The 17,268-nt window shown below is 42.5% G+C and carries 19 protein-coding genes and 1 tRNA gene; 17 read left to right on the top strand and 3 right to left on the bottom strand.

All coding sequences use genetic code 11. From position 1 onward, the window contains the following. The first annotated feature begins 321 nt into the window (after positions 1-321). The 7 genes from HUX74_RS20795 to HUX74_RS15025 are packed head-to-tail and all read left to right on the top strand — an operon-like array spanning position 322 to position 5,113. The gene (locus tag HUX74_RS20795; RefSeq protein ID WP_254592874.1) at positions 322-1,530 is read left to right on the top strand and encodes a hypothetical protein; all 1,209 of its coding nucleotides are present in this window, start codon (positions 322-324) and stop codon (positions 1,528-1,530) included. A 51-nt stretch (positions 1,531-1,581) separates the two neighbouring features. Beyond that, on the top strand, positions 1,582-2,091 hold the full coding sequence (locus HUX74_RS15050; protein ID WP_174646958.1) for a hypothetical protein: 510 nt from the start codon (positions 1,582-1,584) through the stop codon (positions 2,089-2,091). 7 nt (positions 2,092-2,098) lie between these two features. Beyond that, entirely contained in the window at positions 2,099-2,356 is a 258-nt protein-coding gene (locus tag HUX74_RS15045; protein WP_007846554.1) for a hypothetical protein, read from the top strand. A 12-nt stretch (positions 2,357-2,368) separates the two neighbouring features. Continuing rightward, a complete protein-coding gene (locus HUX74_RS15040) occupies positions 2,369-2,752 on the top strand; it encodes a YopX family protein (protein WP_174646957.1) in 384 nt (127 codons plus the stop codon). Positions 2,753-2,760: 8 nt separating this feature from the next. After that, a complete protein-coding gene (locus HUX74_RS15035) occupies positions 2,761-3,030 on the top strand; it encodes a hypothetical protein (protein WP_174646956.1) in 270 nt (89 codons plus the stop codon). 5 nt (positions 3,031-3,035) lie between these two features. Next, positions 3,036-4,292, top strand: a complete 1,257-nt coding sequence (locus tag HUX74_RS15030) for a P-loop NTPase (RefSeq protein ID WP_174646955.1) — start codon at positions 3,036-3,038, stop codon at positions 4,290-4,292. A 2-nt stretch (positions 4,293-4,294) separates the two neighbouring features. Next, the gene (locus HUX74_RS15025) at positions 4,295-5,113 is read left to right on the top strand and encodes a site-specific integrase (RefSeq protein WP_174646954.1); all 819 of its coding nucleotides are present in this window, start codon (positions 4,295-4,297) and stop codon (positions 5,111-5,113) included. A 51-nt stretch (positions 5,114-5,164) separates the two neighbouring features. Here the strand turns inward: HUX74_RS15025 and HUX74_RS15020 are convergent, their stop codons facing one another. Together HUX74_RS15020 and HUX74_RS15015 are read right to left on the bottom strand one after the other, a co-directional pair. Continuing rightward, complete coding sequence (locus HUX74_RS15020; RefSeq protein ID WP_174646953.1) at positions 5,165-6,304, bottom strand: site-specific integrase; 1,140 nt, start codon at positions 6,302-6,304, stop codon at positions 5,165-5,167. 215 nt (positions 6,305-6,519) lie between these two features. After that, a tRNA-Asp gene (locus HUX74_RS15015) sits at positions 6,520-6,593 on the bottom strand. 360 nt (positions 6,594-6,953) lie between these two features. Here HUX74_RS15015 and purU point away from each other — a divergent pair. From purU to HUX74_RS14970, 9 genes are all read left to right on the top strand, one after another. Continuing rightward, the gene (gene purU, locus HUX74_RS15010) at positions 6,954-7,811 is read left to right on the top strand and encodes a formyltetrahydrofolate deformylase (RefSeq protein ID WP_117600329.1); all 858 of its coding nucleotides are present in this window, start codon (positions 6,954-6,956) and stop codon (positions 7,809-7,811) included. A gap of 74 nt (positions 7,812-7,885) precedes the next feature. Next, positions 7,886-8,476 carry an imidazole glycerol phosphate synthase subunit HisH gene (gene hisH, locus HUX74_RS15005; protein ID WP_117965314.1) on the top strand — a complete coding sequence of 197 codons (591 nt, stop codon included), beginning with the start codon at positions 7,886-7,888 and terminating at the stop codon, positions 8,474-8,476. 20 nt (positions 8,477-8,496) lie between these two features. Continuing rightward, complete coding sequence (hisA, locus tag HUX74_RS15000; RefSeq protein WP_117600327.1) at positions 8,497-9,219, top strand: 1-(5-phosphoribosyl)-5-[(5-phosphoribosylamino)methylideneamino]imidazole-4-carboxamide isomerase; 723 nt, start codon at positions 8,497-8,499, stop codon at positions 9,217-9,219. A 56-nt stretch (positions 9,220-9,275) separates the two neighbouring features. Beyond that, the gene (gene hisF, locus HUX74_RS14995; RefSeq protein WP_117600326.1) at positions 9,276-10,031 is read left to right on the top strand and encodes an imidazole glycerol phosphate synthase subunit HisF; all 756 of its coding nucleotides are present in this window, start codon (positions 9,276-9,278) and stop codon (positions 10,029-10,031) included. 120 nt (positions 10,032-10,151) lie between these two features. After that, on the top strand, positions 10,152-10,757 hold the full coding sequence (gene hisIE / locus HUX74_RS14990) for a bifunctional phosphoribosyl-AMP cyclohydrolase/phosphoribosyl-ATP diphosphatase HisIE (RefSeq protein ID WP_117600325.1): 606 nt from the start codon (positions 10,152-10,154) through the stop codon (positions 10,755-10,757). A 64-nt stretch (positions 10,758-10,821) separates the two neighbouring features. Beyond that, on the top strand, positions 10,822-11,523 hold the full coding sequence (locus HUX74_RS14985; RefSeq protein WP_117600324.1) for a cell division ATP-binding protein FtsE: 702 nt from the start codon (positions 10,822-10,824) through the stop codon (positions 11,521-11,523). Positions 11,524-11,638: 115 nt separating this feature from the next. Further along, complete coding sequence (locus HUX74_RS14980) at positions 11,639-12,958, top strand: aspartate kinase (RefSeq protein ID WP_117600323.1); 1,320 nt, start codon at positions 11,639-11,641, stop codon at positions 12,956-12,958. A 147-nt stretch (positions 12,959-13,105) separates the two neighbouring features. Then, complete coding sequence (gene lysA, locus HUX74_RS14975; RefSeq protein WP_174646952.1) at positions 13,106-14,266, top strand: diaminopimelate decarboxylase; 1,161 nt, start codon at positions 13,106-13,108, stop codon at positions 14,264-14,266. Between the two features lie 135 nt (positions 14,267-14,401). After that, positions 14,402-14,884 carry a ferritin gene (locus HUX74_RS14970; protein ID WP_117600321.1) on the top strand — a complete coding sequence of 161 codons (483 nt, stop codon included), beginning with the start codon at positions 14,402-14,404 and terminating at the stop codon, positions 14,882-14,884. Positions 14,885-14,949: 65 nt separating this feature from the next. Here the strand turns inward: HUX74_RS14970 and kbl are convergent, their stop codons facing one another. Then, positions 14,950-16,137 carry a glycine C-acetyltransferase gene (gene kbl, locus HUX74_RS14965; protein WP_119962297.1) on the bottom strand — a complete coding sequence of 396 codons (1,188 nt, stop codon included), beginning with the start codon at positions 16,135-16,137 and terminating at the stop codon, positions 14,950-14,952. A gap of 154 nt (positions 16,138-16,291) precedes the next feature. On the opposite strand from kbl, the gene HUX74_RS14960 reads away from it, so the two are divergent. Next, positions 16,292-17,248: an NAD-dependent epimerase/dehydratase family protein gene (locus HUX74_RS14960; RefSeq protein WP_117600320.1), complete on the top strand. Its 957-nt coding sequence runs from the start codon at positions 16,292-16,294 to the stop codon at positions 17,246-17,248. The last annotated feature ends 20 nt before the right edge of the window (positions 17,249-17,268 follow it).

The following is a 17,268-nucleotide window of genomic DNA, read 5'->3' as shown; positions in this document are numbered from 1 at the left end:
ATATTGTTTGCTCCTTTGATATGTGGATTACAAAGGAACATCTAAATATCACTAAATTAGTAACAAAAGATTCTCTAAGACCAGCATTTAATTATATTTATCTTGATCCTTACAAATCGGCTTTAGTTGCTTCTAACGGGCGTACATTAAAAGAATATCCCGTAATTATTGAAACATCCGGGCTTTTGCCTGACGGTCTGAAATTATTTATCAATCCCAAACATTTAAAAGAAATGGTTGGCCGGTGCTCTGTTTGTGTTTGCAGTCAGGAAGGCGGCAATATTACAGAAATAATCAACGATAAAAAACAAACCTTTATTTGTGATTTTGCCGGATATTTCCCTAATTACCGGCTTTGTATATCCCAATCTTTCAAAAGACGGATTTATAAAGATTCAGAAAAGCGAATTAAAAGCGGTTGCCGGTTTTGTAAAAGAAATAGCCAAACGGAACAAAAAAAGCGGTTTCTCACTTCGTACTATTGCCGGAGAGAACAAAGTTTATTTATCTTATAATGACGCAGACAGTAACGGACACAAAGAACTTTGTGTAACATTGGAAAAAGCCGCTTTAATTGATATAAAGTTAGGTTTCTTTGCATCAAACGTTATCCCTTTGCTTTCCGGCTGGACTGGTGGCGTATGGCTGGTGGCACCTGATCGGGCGGCGGTCTTCGATGATAAAGCGGCGCGTATCGGTGTGGTTATGCCTGCCTTTATAAATGATTCTATTTGCCCGAACTTAAAATGTAATATAAAGGCTTTGGATCGTGCCAAAGTTCCTACCATCCCGGAAAAAGAACCGGTAAGAGAGCCGGAGAAACATTTACCGGCCTTATATGTGGATGTACAAACAAAAACACCGGCTTTTGTCTTTGCTTTGGTAGCTCTGATAGATTTTATTTCCCGTTGGTTTTATCAGGATCAAATAAACAAAGCATTACAGAGGCTAACAATGCTAACCGAACTATCCGGCATTTCTTTGCCTGAACTATTAACCGAACCAGTAAACGAAGAAACAAACGCGAACGAACCCGAACCAATAACAGAGAATGAACCAGTACGCGCATACACACCCGAACTATTGTATATTGATCAGCCTTTGGTTTTCCCGGTGCCTATCTTCATACATAAACATGAACGAACTATCAGCCCAACCGTTGTGCCCGAACTATTGAATCGTCAATGTATAACATTGCTGTTTGTTTCCATGATGTTGCCCGAACTATTACGGCGATATGTTTGGGGAGCAATCCGACCAAAGGCAAATGCAGATGGACTATTTTGGGGCGATTTTAGACGTTTTCACACCAAAGGTAATCATCGAATCAGAGACGGAACAAAAGAGGCAAACAAGCCTAAATTACAGCCATTTCAAACGAATTATTACATACATCAAGAATCATTATGGAAGAGAATAAACAAGCCAAAAGAAGTTATCGCCGAAACAAACCGGTTACGAAAAGTAAGGTCTATGCTATTAGACTGGATATTGATTTGGTTGATTTTGTCAGAGAGCAACCGAACATGAGTAAATTTATTAATGAACTGATCCGAAAGGAGAAGGAAAAGGCCCAAAAGTATGAATGAAAAATCAAAAGCTTTTGAACTGATAGAATTTGTTTGGAACAATGAAAAGACTGATTCTTATTTACGAGTCAACATAGCCATGTATGAAGCAGTAAAGTTGGCTATAATATCTCAAATGAAATTCAATAAAGAGGATTTTCAGAATATATTTTCAAAATTCAGCGGTGGTTATTGGTTTGGAGTCAACGCCAACGGTAAGGGCTATGGTGAAAATTTCTATCGGGAAGCTGTTACTTCGGGAAATATTTCAGCCTGCCAAAGCTATGAAGCATTCTACAACATTAAGCCCTTCATAGACTCCAAAGGCAGAAGGTTATGCGAAGGGGCAATGTACCGGGATAATGAGAAACGTTATAGGGTGACGGGATTTGATTTCAGCACTAAAAAAGTCTATTTAGTAGGTTATGCCATAAGTGATTGGGAAGAAAAAGGCAAAAAGACTCTTTTCAACTTTACCAACAACGAATGGAACGAATTTAGAAAACAAATAAAGCAATTTTAGCATAATTATGAATCAAAAAGCAAAAGATTATATCAGACGTAACACTTTGGATTTGGAAAGTGACAACCGGATGGATTCTACCGGCTATGTGCAATATGCCATATCAGAAGCAAAAGCCTATGCAGCAATAGCGATAGCCGAAGAAGGAATGAGACAAAAAGCCATTGAAGCATTCAAATTTGCTGTTGATGGTTACTTCATAATTGGTGGTACCGATTATTCAGCCGATAGATTAAATGAATTTATTAAAAAACTTGAATCTTAATTGGATATTTATATGAGAATGATAAAATTTAGAGCGAAAAGGGTTAACGGTGGTGAATGGGTAAAGAGTATGACCATTTCCTATGGAACCATCAAAAGAAAGATGTACAATGTATTCTTTGAAGTAGAACCCAACAAGTGGGTTGGTGTTATTCCCGAAACAGTCTGTCAGTTCAGCGAAATAACCGATAAGAACAGTAATAGCATCTTCGAACATGATCTAATACTGATTCATGAAAGTGAAAGCTCCTATCAATTTACAGTTGAGGTATTATTTCATAAAGGTATGTTTTGCTACAAGAACAAGGCATGTGGCTTTACCCCCTTGTGGTATGTCAGTGATAGATGCGAAGTGATAGGAAACGTTTTTGACAACCCGGAATTGTTGAAAGGATGAGATCAACCATGAATATACCATATAGAACCAGTCGTGACTATCAGCTTCTTAAAAAGCTACTGGATGAAGGAAAAGAGATCGTATGTTTTACAGACTTTCCGATAGATAACCGGATTTTCCGCGATGTTTGTAAAGCAAGAAAAATAGGAGAAGGCCGATACTCTGTTACTTGCCGTGGTTGTGAATATGCTTCATTTTGGGAAAATCACAATTACAAATGGACGTTTGAAGATGAAATGCAGATGGCTAATATAGAATTTATTGAACCAAATATTTAATTGATATGAAAGCTATTATAATATATTCAGGCAAAGGCGGCGTAGGCAAAACCACAACAACCGCAAATATAGCAAGATTACTTGCAAAACAAGGGAATAAGGTGTTTATCATTGATGCAGATATAAACACCCCGTCAATGAACACCGAATTTGAAGGCGATCATCCGCATGAAATGATTTGGGTACACTCTTCCGGGAATATGTTTTCCAAGTTTATTTACTTGGAAAAATCAATGGTAAGGCAATATCTTGAACTGGCTAAAAAGAAAATACACTCCATCAACCCGGATTATGTTCTTATTGACACGCCTCCAAGTGTCACAAACGTGCATATAGAACTTCTTAGTAGGGTAAAAGTAAGTTATGTGCTGTTTGTCACCCAACCCACGAAATTAAGCAACCAAGATGTATTGCGTACAATGGACTTCTTTCATGAAAGATGTGGGAAGGTTAATTGTGGTATTGTGGAGAATATGTGCTATGGTACAGAACATAATGAATACCCGATAAGACTTGTTGCACAAATACCCATGCAGGACAACATGAATACCGAAAACCTGCTAACCAACGCCTATAATGACTTTCAAAAGATAGTTGATGAAATCGTACAGAGTGATATTGTTGTTCTTGAAGAATATTCCACCGAAAACGGATATGATGAAAACTTTGATGTTACGGATATACACATTACCGGCTCACGAAAACATTACTTTACCCATGAACTTAAATATGATAATGGTGTAGAAAAAACTCTTACTCTACCTGCTATGAAATTTCTGTCTGTAAGAACATGGGATAAAGTAAGAGATTATATCCGGTTCCATGATGATTTGGGACATCTTTGGGACGAGAGAATGAGAAGATGTGATACAGAAAGGGTGGGCAGAGTAGTAAATCATTTCCAAAATGACGATAACGCCTATTTTATGGTTATAAATGCGCCAAACACGGAAGTTCATCTCATTACCGGAGAAATCGGAATCTGTTCTTTATTGACTGGGCAGAGAGGGCATTTTGAACTACCAAGAGTCAGTTATCAAACGAGTAAAGGAAACGTGGTGCTGTTCCCTGATGAAATTATGCCAGTAGATATAAACTTGCTACAACAAGAAATAAACGAAGGCTATATAATGTTAAGTGACGGGAGATATTTACCACCGAAAGAAACGGTACAACAATGTTACAACGCTTTCGGCATAAGGGTTGGCTTAGGTGATAATTGGGAAGATATTTATGATAGTTGGAATAAAGAAATGAAATAAAAATGAAAGATTTACGTACAGCATTTTTGGTAAAATACCCCAAATATGAAATTATACTCAACATGTATAGTAAGGCGAACGATTGCCCGGCAACATGGGAGAATCTTTCAAAAGTCCGATTGCAGGCTTTTGTTGATTATATGGAAGAACGGCTGGCACCAAACTCTGTTCGCCAATATGCCGCCAAATTAAAAGCTGTATTGAACTTGTATAATGAAGAGGTTGAGCTACCTAAAGACTATAATAAAATCCTTTCAGTAAAAAATGTGAGAAGCACTAATGTTTGGCTTACTGATGAAGAACTTGAACGAATTATCACCTATGTTCCCAAGAATGCCAACGAACAATTGGTACGCACACAATTTTTAATAGGAGCCTTTACTGGTTGCCGTCATAGTGACTATACACGGTTGAACAACCGTAATATAGTGGATGGAATGATCTCTTATGTCAGCTTAAAGACTAAGACTCATGCCACAGTGCCATTGAAGCCAATTGTGAAAGAGCTACTAACAAACTTGCCTAAAGAAGAAGTTAGCGATCCGACATTCAACAATAATATCCGTAATATTTGCCGGAAAACCGGAATCACAGAAGCGGTTAAAATATTCAAGGCCGGAAAGGAAGTGGAAGGTGAAAAATGGGAATTTGTTTCAAGCCATACGGCACGCCGGAGTTTTGCAACCAATTTGTATTTACGGGGTGCCGATTTATACTCTATAAGCCAAATGATGGGACATGCAAGTGTGGAAATGACTCAAAATTATCTTTGCTGTGGTCTCCGTGAACAATCGGCACAAGTTATGGAGTATTTCAAATGAAACAAGCCACGCTAAATATCAGTAGAACTATTTTAGCGTGGCTCTCTTATGCTATGACAAAATCCGTTCCAACATTTCAAATTCCTTCTCTACTTCGGTATTCAAGACTTTGGCATATTCTTGCGTAGTACGCACATTAGTATGACCGAGCATTTTACTTACATTCTCTATCTTAACACCATAATTCAGGCACATCGTTGCAAATGTGTGCCGGCTCATGTGAACGGTCAAATTCCTATCAAGTCCTGCATAATCAGCAACAATTTTCAGTCGCAAATTATATTGTTGGTTAGTGATTTTCGGCAAAACAAAATTATATTTTTTCAGAATTTCCATAGCTGGAGAAAGCAAAACAATAAAATAATTTTCATCCGTTTTTACCCGTGCATCCAATATAACATATTTATCTCCACGCTTTTGCAATTCATGTTTAAAGTCAAATTTGGCAAGATCGGCATAGGCAATTCCGGTATATGCCTGAAAAATAAAAAGATCACGAACCCTGCAAATTGTTTCAGTAGGTATTCGGGCATTTTTCACCTTTTCGAGTTCGTCCACTGTCAAATACTTCCTGACTGAATGCTTACCACGTACAAGACGCTCTCCCTTGTACGGATCATCCTGCAACAAATCAAATTTTATAGCTTCACGAATATAACGTTTGTTGCGCTTATGGTAATTATATATTGTCGGCTGTGAATACCCCTTCGAGTGCAACCAATCATCATACAACGTTATATTTGCTTTTGTCAAGTCCGAGAAATATATTATTCTATCAAATTCTCGCAATGAAGCAACAAACGTCCGATGTGTCATTTTCGTGCTTTCTGCAATATCTCCACGTTCCTCAATTCTTCTTTCTATAAAATCTATGTAACTTTCTGATTTATTGGTATATTTCAAAAATCTATTCAGCTTATCAAAATCAAAAACTTCTTTTTTACTAATAAGCTCATTAATCCAATTTTGGATCACCCTGCGTTGTTCGTCAAGACACTGGTTCAGTTGAATCATCTCAACCGAGTTGATAATCTTTCTCCGATCATCCCATTGGTCGGAATAGACCTTAACGCCAGTGCCGATCCACTTTCTCTTACCTTCGCTCAAAACTTCAAGTTGAACGAGTCCTTTGTGTTTCTTTGTCGCAACCTTCTTGCGGTCAAAGACGAATCTCATTGTCGGATATTTCATATTCTTTTGAGTTTTGGTATCTACTGATTATCAATACAATAAAAATGGTATCAATGATGGTATCAAAGCCACTGGGAAAATCGGTAAAAATCGGGAAATACTGGTAAGTTTCCGGTAAATATACACCCAATTTCTGCATGTCTCTTATTCACTTCCAATACCTTAACCATCTGATATACAACAAAAAAGGGAGTAACTTATGTTACTCCCTTTCGCGGTGCGTACGGGACTCGAACCCGTGACCCCATGCGTGACAGGCATGTATTCTAACCAACTGAACTAACGCACCATTATTTCATTTTTTTTGTAGCTATCTCTCTCGATTGCGGTTGCAAAGGTAGGCATTTCTTTGATATCTGCAATAGCTATGACGAATTTTTTTTCAAGCGTTTTGTGCTGTATTTGCTTTATATCCTCATATTGAGAAGATTGTAAAAATGAGAGAAAAGTAAATTTAACAACTGTTTAGAAATTTGTTTATGCACTGTTTTGTTCTTGATATGAAAATCTCTCCTGGAGAAAACGAAACATTTCGGAGCTTGTTTTAAACTTCTTGCTCGAAAAGTTCTTTGTTTTGCAATAAATCGTTATTTTTGCGAACTCAAAACGAGAATGTTGTAATTTGAAAAATGATAAAAAACATTTTAGGATGATGAAAACAGCCAAACTGTTGCTGCACTGCCCTGACAAACCTGGCATATTGGCAGAAGTAACAGACTTTATAACGGTGAACAAAGGTAATATTATCTATCTAGATCAGTATGTAGACCATGTAGAGAATATCTTTTTCATGCGTATAGAATGGGAATTGAAGGATTTTCTGGTACCTCAAGAAAAGATTGAAGATTATTTTGCCACCTTGTATGCACAGAAGTATGAGATGAATTTTCGTCTCTATTTCTCCGATACAAAACCGCGCATGGCTATCTTTGTCTCGAAGATGTCCCATTGCTTGTTCGACTTGCTGGCGCGTTATACTGCCGGTGAGTGGAACGTAGAGATACCTCTTATCATAAGCAATCATCCTGATTTGCAGCATGTGGCAGAGCGTTTCGGTATTCCTTTCCATCTTTTCCCCATCACCAAAGAGACAAAGGAAGAACAAGAGAAGAAGGAAATGGAGCTACTGGCAGAACATAAGATAACTTTCATAGTGCTGGCACGCTACATGCAGGTCATTTCCGAGCAAATGATAAATGCTTATCCTAATAGGATAATCAATATCCATCATTCTTTCCTTCCGGCATTTGTAGGAGCGAAGCCCTATCATGCTGCGTTTGAACGTGGAGTGAAGATTATTGGAGCCACCAGCCACTATGTTACCACAGAGTTGGATGCCGGTCCTATCATAGAGCAGGATGTGGTGCGTATTACACACAAGGACACTGTGCAAGATTTGGTGAACAAGGGCAAGGACTTGGAAAAGATTGTACTTTCCCGTGCTGTTCAGAAGCATATTGAACGCAAGGTGTTGGCATATAGGAATAAAACAGTAATATTTAATTAGTTGATAATTGATGGTGTGGAACCAGTCATTACCTTTCAATTATCACCTTTCAATTGTCAATTCTCAATAAAAAAATGAAGGTTGCAGTTATCAAATATAATGCAGGCAATATCCGTTCGGTGGATTATGCTTTGAAACGCCTGGGAGTAGAGGCAGTGATTACAGCGGATGAGGCTGTGTTACGTGCTGCCGATAAGGTTATCTTTCCCGGTGTGGGAGAGGCGGAAACCACTATGGACTTTTTGCGTGCCAGTGGTATGGATAGGTTGATAAAGGAATTACGCCAGCCGGTATTGGGCATTTGTCTGGGCATGCAGTTGATGTGCCGTCATTCTGAAGAGGGGGATGTGGATTGTCTGGGTATTTTTGATACTGATGTGAAACGTTTCATTTCTCAGAGGCACGAGGATAAAGTGCCTCATATGGGATGGAATACCATTGCTCGGATAAATAGTGGCCTTTTTAAAGGCTTTACTAAAGAAGAGTTTGTCTATTTCGTACATAGTTTCTATGTGCCTGTCAGTGATTGTACGGCAGCCGTGACGGATTATATTCATCCGTTCAGTGCCGCTTTGCATAAAGACAATTACTACGCCACACAGTTCCATCCGGAAAAGAGTGGAAGTGTGGGAGAGCGTATTTTGCGGAATTTCCTGGAACTGTAAATCGCCAAATCGTAAATGAAATGATAGAACTGATTCCCGCTATTGACATTATTGACGGAAAATGTGTACGCCTTTCCCAAGGCAATTATGACAGCAAGAAGGTGTACAATGAAAATCCCGTGGAAGTGGCCTTGGAACTGGAGGCTCATGGTATCCGCAGACTTCATGTGGTCGATTTGGACGGTGCGGTTTCCCATCATGTGGTAAACTACCGCACGTTGGAACAGATAGCTGTGCGTACGTCTCTTATTATAGATTTTGGAGGTGGGGTAAAGAGTGATGAAGATTTGGTGATAGCTTTTGAGAACGGTGCGCAGATGGTGACTGGCGGCAGCATTGCTGTGAAGAATCCCGAATTGTTCTGCAAATGGCTTCAAATGTATGGCTCTGAGAAAATTATTCTTGGCGCTGATGTGAAAGAGCATAAAATAGCCGTCAATGGTTGGAAGGATGAGAGTGGTTGCGAACTGTTTCCGTTCTTGAAAGACTATGTGGAGAAGGGGGTTCATAAGGTTATCTGTACTGATATCAGTTGTGATGGAATGCTGCAAGGACCATCGATAGCGCTGTATAAGGAGATATTGGAGCACCGCCCTGAACTCTATTTGATAGCCAGTGGAGGAGTAAGTTGTGCTGATGATATCCGCCAGCTGGAAACTGCCGGTATACCTGCCGTTATTTTCGGTAAGGCTCTGTACGAAGGTCGCATTACCTTCAAAGAGCTGGAAAACTTTGTTGGTTGAAAGGTGAAAATTGAAAATTAAAAATTAATCACTTATAACTCATAACTCAAACCGCCGTGTTAGCAAAAAGAATCATTCCTTGCCTCGACATAAAAGATGGGCAGACCGTGAAAGGTGTCAATTTTGTGAACCTCCGCCAGGCAGGTGACCCGGTAGAACTGGCGCGTGCTTATAGTGAGCAGGGTGCCGACGAACTGGTTTTTCTCGACATCACAGCCAGTTTTGAAGGTCGTAAGACTTTCACAGAATTGGTGAAACGCATAGCTGCGAATATCAGTATTCCTTTTACTGTAGGTGGAGGCATTCATGAACTGGGTGACGTGGATAGGCTACTGAATGCAGGTGCCGATAAAATCTCCATCAATTCCTCTGCTATCCGCCGTCCCGGATTGATAGACGAGATTGCGAAGAACTTCGGTTCGCAGGTTTGTGTACTGGCAGTTGATGCCAAACAGACTGAGAAGGGATGGTGGTGTTACTTGAACGGTGGCCGTGTGGAAACGGATAAGGAACTGTTTGCGTGGACAAAAGAAGCCCAGGAACGTGGTGCGGGCGAGATATTGTTCACTAGCATGAATCACGACGGTGTCAAGACTGGTTATGCCAATGAAGCGCTTTCCAGCCTTGCCGACAATTTGTCCATCCCTATCATTGCATCGGGGGGAGCAGGTGTCAAAGAGCATTTTCGTGATGTCTTTTTGCAGGGAAAAGCAGATGCTGCTCTGGCAGCCAGTGTTTTTCATTTCGGAGAAATCAAAATTCCCGAATTAAAATCGTACCTTTGTGCCCAAGGAATTGCGATGAGAGGATGAAGGTGAGTTTACGATTGGACGATTTACGATTTACGATTGGGATTACTCAAGCAAATCATAAGTCTCCAGTCACTTAAAATAATTCAATCGTAAATAGTAAATAGCTAAATCGTAAATAAAATGGATTTTGACAAGATGAACGGACTTGTTCCGGCGATTATACAAGATGCAGATACCGCTAAGGTGCTGATGCTTGGCTTTATGAATAAGGAGGCTTATGACAAGACGGTGGAAACCGGAAAGGTGACTTTCTTCAGTCGTACCAAGAACCGTCTTTGGACGAAAGGCGAGGAGAGTGGTAACTTCCTGAATGTGGTTTCCATGAAGGAAGACTGTGACCGGGATACGTTACTGGTGCAGGTACATCCCGTAGGCTCGGTTTGCCATACCGGTGCAGATACTTGCTGGGGTGAGAAGAACGAACAACCTGTTATGTTCTTGAAGCTTCTTCAGGATTTTATCTGTAAGCGTTATGATGAGATGCCCGAAGGTTCCTATACGACTAGTCTTTTCCAGTCCGGTGTCAACAAAATGGCACAGAAGGTAGGCGAAGAGGCTGTGGAAACTGTCATTGAGGCTTGCAACGGTACGGACGAACGCCTGATTTATGAAGGAGCTGATTTGTTGTATCACCTCATCGTGCTACTCACATCCAAAGGATACCGCATTGAAGACCTTGCGCGTGAATTGGAGGAACGTCACAGTGCGACGTGGAAGAAACACTAAACAATTAAAAATTAATAATTAAAAATTAACAATTAAAAATTAAAAATTAAAAATTAAAATAGGGGTGGGCGAGGCGCTGATAAGATATACGGACGTAGAGATACACCAGCAGGAGTTGTGCGTACTGAACGGTGTGAATTTGGAACTTCACAAAGGGGAGTTCGTGTACTTGGTAGGTAAAGTGGGTTCTGGCAAGACGAGCCTGCTCAAGACTTTCTATGGTGAACTGGATATTGCATCGGGCAAGGCTGAGGTATTGGGGTATGACATGCTCCATATTAAGCGTAAGCACATCCCACAGTTGCGCCGCAAACTGGGAATCGTATTCCAGGACTTCCAGTTGCTGACAGACCGTACGGTGTACGACAATCTTGAATTTGTTCTCCGTGCTACCGGTTGGAAGAGCAAAGGGGAGATTAAGGACAAAATAGAAGAGGTGCTGAACCTGGTGGGGATGAGCAACAAAGGGTATAAGTTGCCCAATGAACTGTCGGGCGGTGAGCAGCAGCGCATTGTGATTGCGCGTGCAGTTCTCAACTCTCCGGAGATAATCCTTGCGGATGAACCTACCGGAAACCTGGATTCGGAAACCGGACATGTTATTGCAGAGCTTCTGCACGGCATCAGTGAAGCCGGCGCACTGGTGGTGATGACCACGCACAACTTGCAGTTGCTGCGAGAGTTTCCCGGTAAGGTGTACCGGTGCGCAGACCACCTGATGACTGATGTTACGGCAGAATACGCCCCTACAATAACCAATGATTAGTAGTTATCTCTGACTACTGATTCTTATAAAGAACAGAAATTAACGATAGAGCTCCGTAGCTGCCTACTTGTAGCTCGTAGCTTGTAACTATAAACTAATTAATACAGAAACGAAAATGAAAGTTTTAAAGTTTGGAGGTACTTCAGTAGGTTCGGCTCAGCGAATGAAGGAAGTGGCCAAATTGATTACCGATGGTGAACGTAAGATTGTGGTTCTCTCTGCCATGTCGGGTACCACAAACACATTGGTTGAGATTTCGGACTATCTGTACAAGAAGAATCCGGAAGGTGCCAACGAGATTATCAACAAGCTGGAAAGTAAATATCGCCAGCACATTGATGAACTTTTTGCTACTCCGGAGTATAAACAGAAAGGCTTGGAGCTCATCAAATCTCATTTTGACTATATCCGTTCTTATACCAAAGACCTCTTCACTCTGTTTGAGGAGAAGGTGGTGTTGGCTCAGGGCGAGTTGATTTCCACCGCCATGATGAATTACTATCTGCAGGAATGCGGTGTGAAGTCTGTGTTGCTTCCGGCTTTAGAATACATGCGTACGGATAAGAATGCCGAACCCGATCCGGTCTATATCAAGGATAAGCTTCAGATTCAGCTGGAATTACATCCGGATGCTGAGATTTATATTACTCAGGGGTATATCTGCCGTAACGCCTACGGAGAGATAGACAATCTGCAGCGTGGCGGAAGCGACTATACGGCTTCGCTGATCGGTGCTGCCATCAACGCTTCTGAAATTCAGATTTGGACGGATATCGACGGCATGCACAACAATGATCCCCGTATTGTGGACAAAACTGCGCCGGTGCGTCATCTGCACTTCGAAGAGGCCGCAGAGCTGGCATATTTTGGTGCCAAGATTCTGCACCCCACCTGCATTCAGCCTGCCAAGTATGCCAATATTCCCGTCCGTCTGCTCAATACGATGGACCCCACTGCTCCGGGTACACTGATTTCTAACGATACGGAGAAGGGTAAGATTAAGGCGGTGGCTGCCAAGGACAACATTACGGCTATCAAGATAAAGTCCAGCCGCATGTTGCTTGCTCACGGATTCTTGCGTAAGGTTTTCGAGATATTCGAGAGCTACCAGACTTCCATTGATATGATTTGTACCTCAGAAGTGGGTGTGTCCGTATCTATCGACAATGTGAAGCATCTTAATGAAATTCTGGATGACTTGAAGAAGTATGGTACAGTGACGGTGGACAAGGACATGTGTATCATCTGTGTGGTGGGCGATCTCGAATGGGAGAACGTCGGTTTCGAAGCCAAGGCATTGGATGCCATGCGCGACATACCGGTACGTATGATTTCTTTCGGTGGTAGCAACTATAATATTTCTTTCCTCATCCGAGAGTGTGACAAGAAAGTGGCGTTGCAGTCACTCAGCAATGCGCTGTTTAACGGCGAATAAATATTTTTTTAGGGTGTAGATTACGCGGATTGTACGAATTCTTTTTGTTTTTTATCCGTACAATCCGCGTAATCTACGCTCTAAAAAGAGTTGCAAACACTTCTTTCATTTCCTTTTTTAAAACTAAACAAAGATTACAGCTATTATATGAAAGGAACATTTCCCATCAATAAATTCCGCGAATTGCGTACTCCCTTCTATTACTACGATACAAAGGTTTTGCGTGATACGCTTGCCTGCATTCGTACGGAGGCGGCGAAGTATGGTAATTATTCAGTGTATTATGCCGTGAAGGCCAACGCCAATCCCAAAGTGCTTGCCATTATCCGCGAGAATGGTTTGGGTGCCGACTGTGTAAGTGGCGGTGAGATCCGTGCTGCCATCAAAGCCGGTTTTCCCACTGGCAAGATTGTTTTTGCCGGGGTGGGTAAGGCTGATTGGGAAATTAATCTGGGGCTGGATTATGATATTTTCTGCTTTAATGTGGAATCTGTCCCTGAGCTGGAAATTATCAATGAGCTGGCTGCCGCTAAAGGTAAGGTAGCCAATGTGGCTTTCCGTATCAATCCCAATGTAGGTGCCCATACCCATGCCAATATTACCACTGGGCTGGCCGAAAATAAGTTCGGTATCAGTATGCAGGATATGGACCGTGTGATAGACATTGCGCAGAATATGAAGAATCTGAGACTCATCGGACTGCATTTCCATATCGGTTCCCAGATATTGGATATGGGTGATTTCGTGGCTTTGTGTAACCGTGTCAACGAATTACAAGATAAGTTGGAAGCCCGTCATATCCGCATTGAGCACGTCAATGTGGGGGGGGGGCTCGGAATCGACTATGGTCACCCCAACCGTCAGCCGATACCTGACTTTAAAAGCTACTTCGAGACTTACAGCAGCCATTTGAAACTTCGTCCCCATCAGACGCTTCACTTTGAGCTGGGACGTGCGGTAGTGGGACAATGTGGTTCATTGATTTCGCAGGTACTTTATGTGAAGCAGGGTACCAACAAGCAGTTTGCCATCTTGGATGCTGGCATGACGGATTTGATTCGTCCGGCACTCTACCAAGCGTTCCATAAAATAGAGAATATCACTTCGGATGCGCCGGTTCAGGCTTATGATGTAGTAGGACCCATCTGCGAGTCTTCCGATGTATTTGGTAAGGCTATTGATTTGAATGGCGTGAAGCGTGGTGACCTTATCGCCCTCCGTTCGGCAGGGGCTTATGGTGAAATTATGGCTTCGGGCTATAACTGCCGTGAGCTTCCTCAAGGATATACATCGGACGAGCTGGTATAGAGCGGCTGGAGACGTGTTGCATGGATGACGAAGCATTCCAAGACCTTTGTTTTTGTATAAAAAATGTTATTGTGTGAACAACTTTTAAGGTTTCTTGTTACTTTTGTAATGATTTCAATTTTAATAAATACGATTATGATTACAGAAAAATTACAGAATGCAATTAATGAGCAGATTACGGCTGAGATGTGGTCTTCCAATCTTTATTTAGCGATGTCTTTCTATATGGAGAAAGAAGGTTATAACGGTATAGCTGCTTGGTTGAAGAAGCAGGCTTCTGAAGAAAAAGCTCATGCTTGCGAAATGGCTTCTTATATCATCAAGCGTGGCGGTAAGGCTAAATTGGATAAGATTGATGTTGTTCCTAATGATTTTGGTACTCCGTTGGAAGTATTCGAGCAGGTTTATGAACACGAATGCCGTGTTTCAAAGATGATTGATGCATTGGTGGATGTTGCTGCTGCAGAAAAAGATAAGGCTACACAAGATTTCCTTTGGGGATTTGTACGTGAGCAGGTAGAAGAAGAAGCTACTGCTGCTGGTATTGTGGATATGGTGAAGAAAGCTGGTACTACCGGAATCTTCTTTGTTGATGCAAAGTTGGGAGAACGCAAATAAGAAACAACAAAAAATCCCGCGGCTAATCAGTCGTGGGATTTTTTTGTTTGGTTATAACTTATAATTCACTTCAGCACTCCAAGCTCTTTCCCCACCTTAATAAATGCGGCAATACATTTGTCCAGATGTTCCTTTTCGTGTCCGGCAGAAATTTGTACGCGGATGCGTGCCTGGTCTTTGGGCACTACGGGGTAGTAGAAGCCGGTAACGTAGATACCTTCTTCTTGCATACGGGCGGCATAAATCTGGGAAAGTTTGGCATCATACAGCATGACGGCGCAGATGGCGCTCTGTGTCGGCTTGATGTCGAAGCCAGCGGCAGTCATTTTGTCGCGGAAGTAATTCACGTTTTCCAGCAGTTTGTCATGCAGGGTATTACTCTCTTTAAGCATCTTGAATACCTCGAGACTGGCGCCGATGATACCTGGCGCCAATGAATTGGAAAAGAGGTACGGACGGCTGCGTTGGCGCAGCAGGTCAATGATTTCCTTACGTCCGGTAGTGAATCCTCCCAAAGCGCCGCCAAAGGCTTTGCCCAAAGTTCCAGTGTAGATGTCTACGCGTCCGTAGGTGCCATATTGTTCGCTTACGCCGTGTCCCGTGGGGCCTACCACACCGGCAGAGTGTGATTCGTCCACCATGACCAGCGCGTCGTATTTCTCGGCAAGGTCGCAAATTCGGTCCATCGGGGCAACGTTGCCGTCCATGGAGAATACCCCGTCCGTAACAATGATACGGAAACGCTGTGCTTGGGCTTCCTGCAGGCATTTTTCCAGGTCGGCCATGTCGGCATTGGCGTAGCGATAGCGTTTGGCTTTGCAGAGGCGTACGCCGTCAATGATGGAAGCATGGTTCAGGGAGTCCGAGATAATAGCGTCTTCTTCGGTGAAGAGGGGTTCAAATACCCCGCCATTGGCGTCGAAGCAAGCGGCATAGAGAATGGTGTCTTCAGTCTTGAAGTAGTCGGAGATGGCTGCTTCAAGCTCCTTGTGGATGTCCTGCGTTCCGCAGATGAAACGTACGGACGACATGCCGTATCCGCGGTGTTCCATAATCTGCTGGGCGGCGGCAATCAGCCGCGGGTGGTTGGACAGTCCCAGGTAGTTGTTGGCACAGAAGTTCAGTACCTCTTTGCCTTTTACGGTGATGGCAGCTTGTTGTGCACTCTTAATCAGTCGCTCTTCCTTGTAGAGTCCGGCTTCTTTTATTTCAGCAATAGTCTTGCTGAGATGGTCTTTCATTTTACCGTACATAGCATTTTTATTTTTTAGGTAATACGTTGTCGTTACATTTCCCACAAAGAACATCATTTTTCTTGGAATAAACAATAACAATATGGCAGAAATATGAAAAAAAAGTGTGTATATTTGCACCATATATAATAACGAAACCTTATAAATAACTCGTATGAAGAATATTTTGGTAATTGGAGCTACCGGACAGATTGGATCGGAACTCACACTGGAGTTGCGCAAACGTTATGGCGATGACCATGTTGTGGCAGGATACATTCCGAGTGCTATGCCCAAGGGAGAATTGAAAGCATCCGGTCCTTCGGCTATTGCCGATGTGACAGACCGTCAGTCCATCGAGGTGGTGGCGCGTCAGTTCAAGATTGATACAATCTACAACCTGGCTGCCTTGCTTTCGGTAGTTGCCGAAAGCCGTCCGGCCATGGCTTGGAAAATCGGTATCGACGGGTTGTGGAATGTACTTGAAGTGGCGCGCGAGTACAATTGTGCCGTGTTTACCCCGAGTTCCATCGGTTCGTTCGGCGAAGCTACGCCTCACGTGAAGACACCACAGGACACTATCCAGCGTCCGCGTACCATGTATGGCGTGACTAAAGTGACGACTGAATTGTTGAGTGACTATTACTATACAAAATATGGTGTGGATACACGCTCGGTACGTTTTCCGGGAATCATTTCGAACGTGACCCCTCCGGGTGGCGGCACTACGGACTATGCGGTAGATATTTTCTACTCTGCCGTGAAGGGAGAAAAATTCGTATGTCCGGTGAAGGCCGGTACGTATATGGATATGATGTATATGCCTGATGCACTGAATGCGGCCATCTCACTGATGGAAGCAGCACCGGCAAGGCTGAAGCACCGCAACGCCTTCAACATCGCCTCCATGAGTTTTGACCCTGAACAGATTTATCAGGAAATCAAGAAGCATGTGCCTGATTTTGAGATGGTATACGAGATTGATCCGCTGAAGCAGGCCATTGCTGATAGCTGGCCCGACTCTCTGGATGACTCTTGTGCACGCGAGGAATGGGACTGGATGCCGCAGTATGACCTGGAGTCCATGACCGTAGACATGCTTGAGAAATTGAAGGCTAAATTAAATAGGTGACCGTAAGCGGTCCGCAAAGA

It is taken from the genome of Bacteroides sp. Marseille-P8574, from assembly GCF_902825465.1.
In the GTDB taxonomy this organism is placed as follows: Bacteria; Bacteroidota; Bacteroidia; order Bacteroidales; family Bacteroidaceae; genus Bacteroides; species Bacteroides uniformis.
This window is presented reverse-complemented; position numbering and strand designations above follow the sequence as displayed.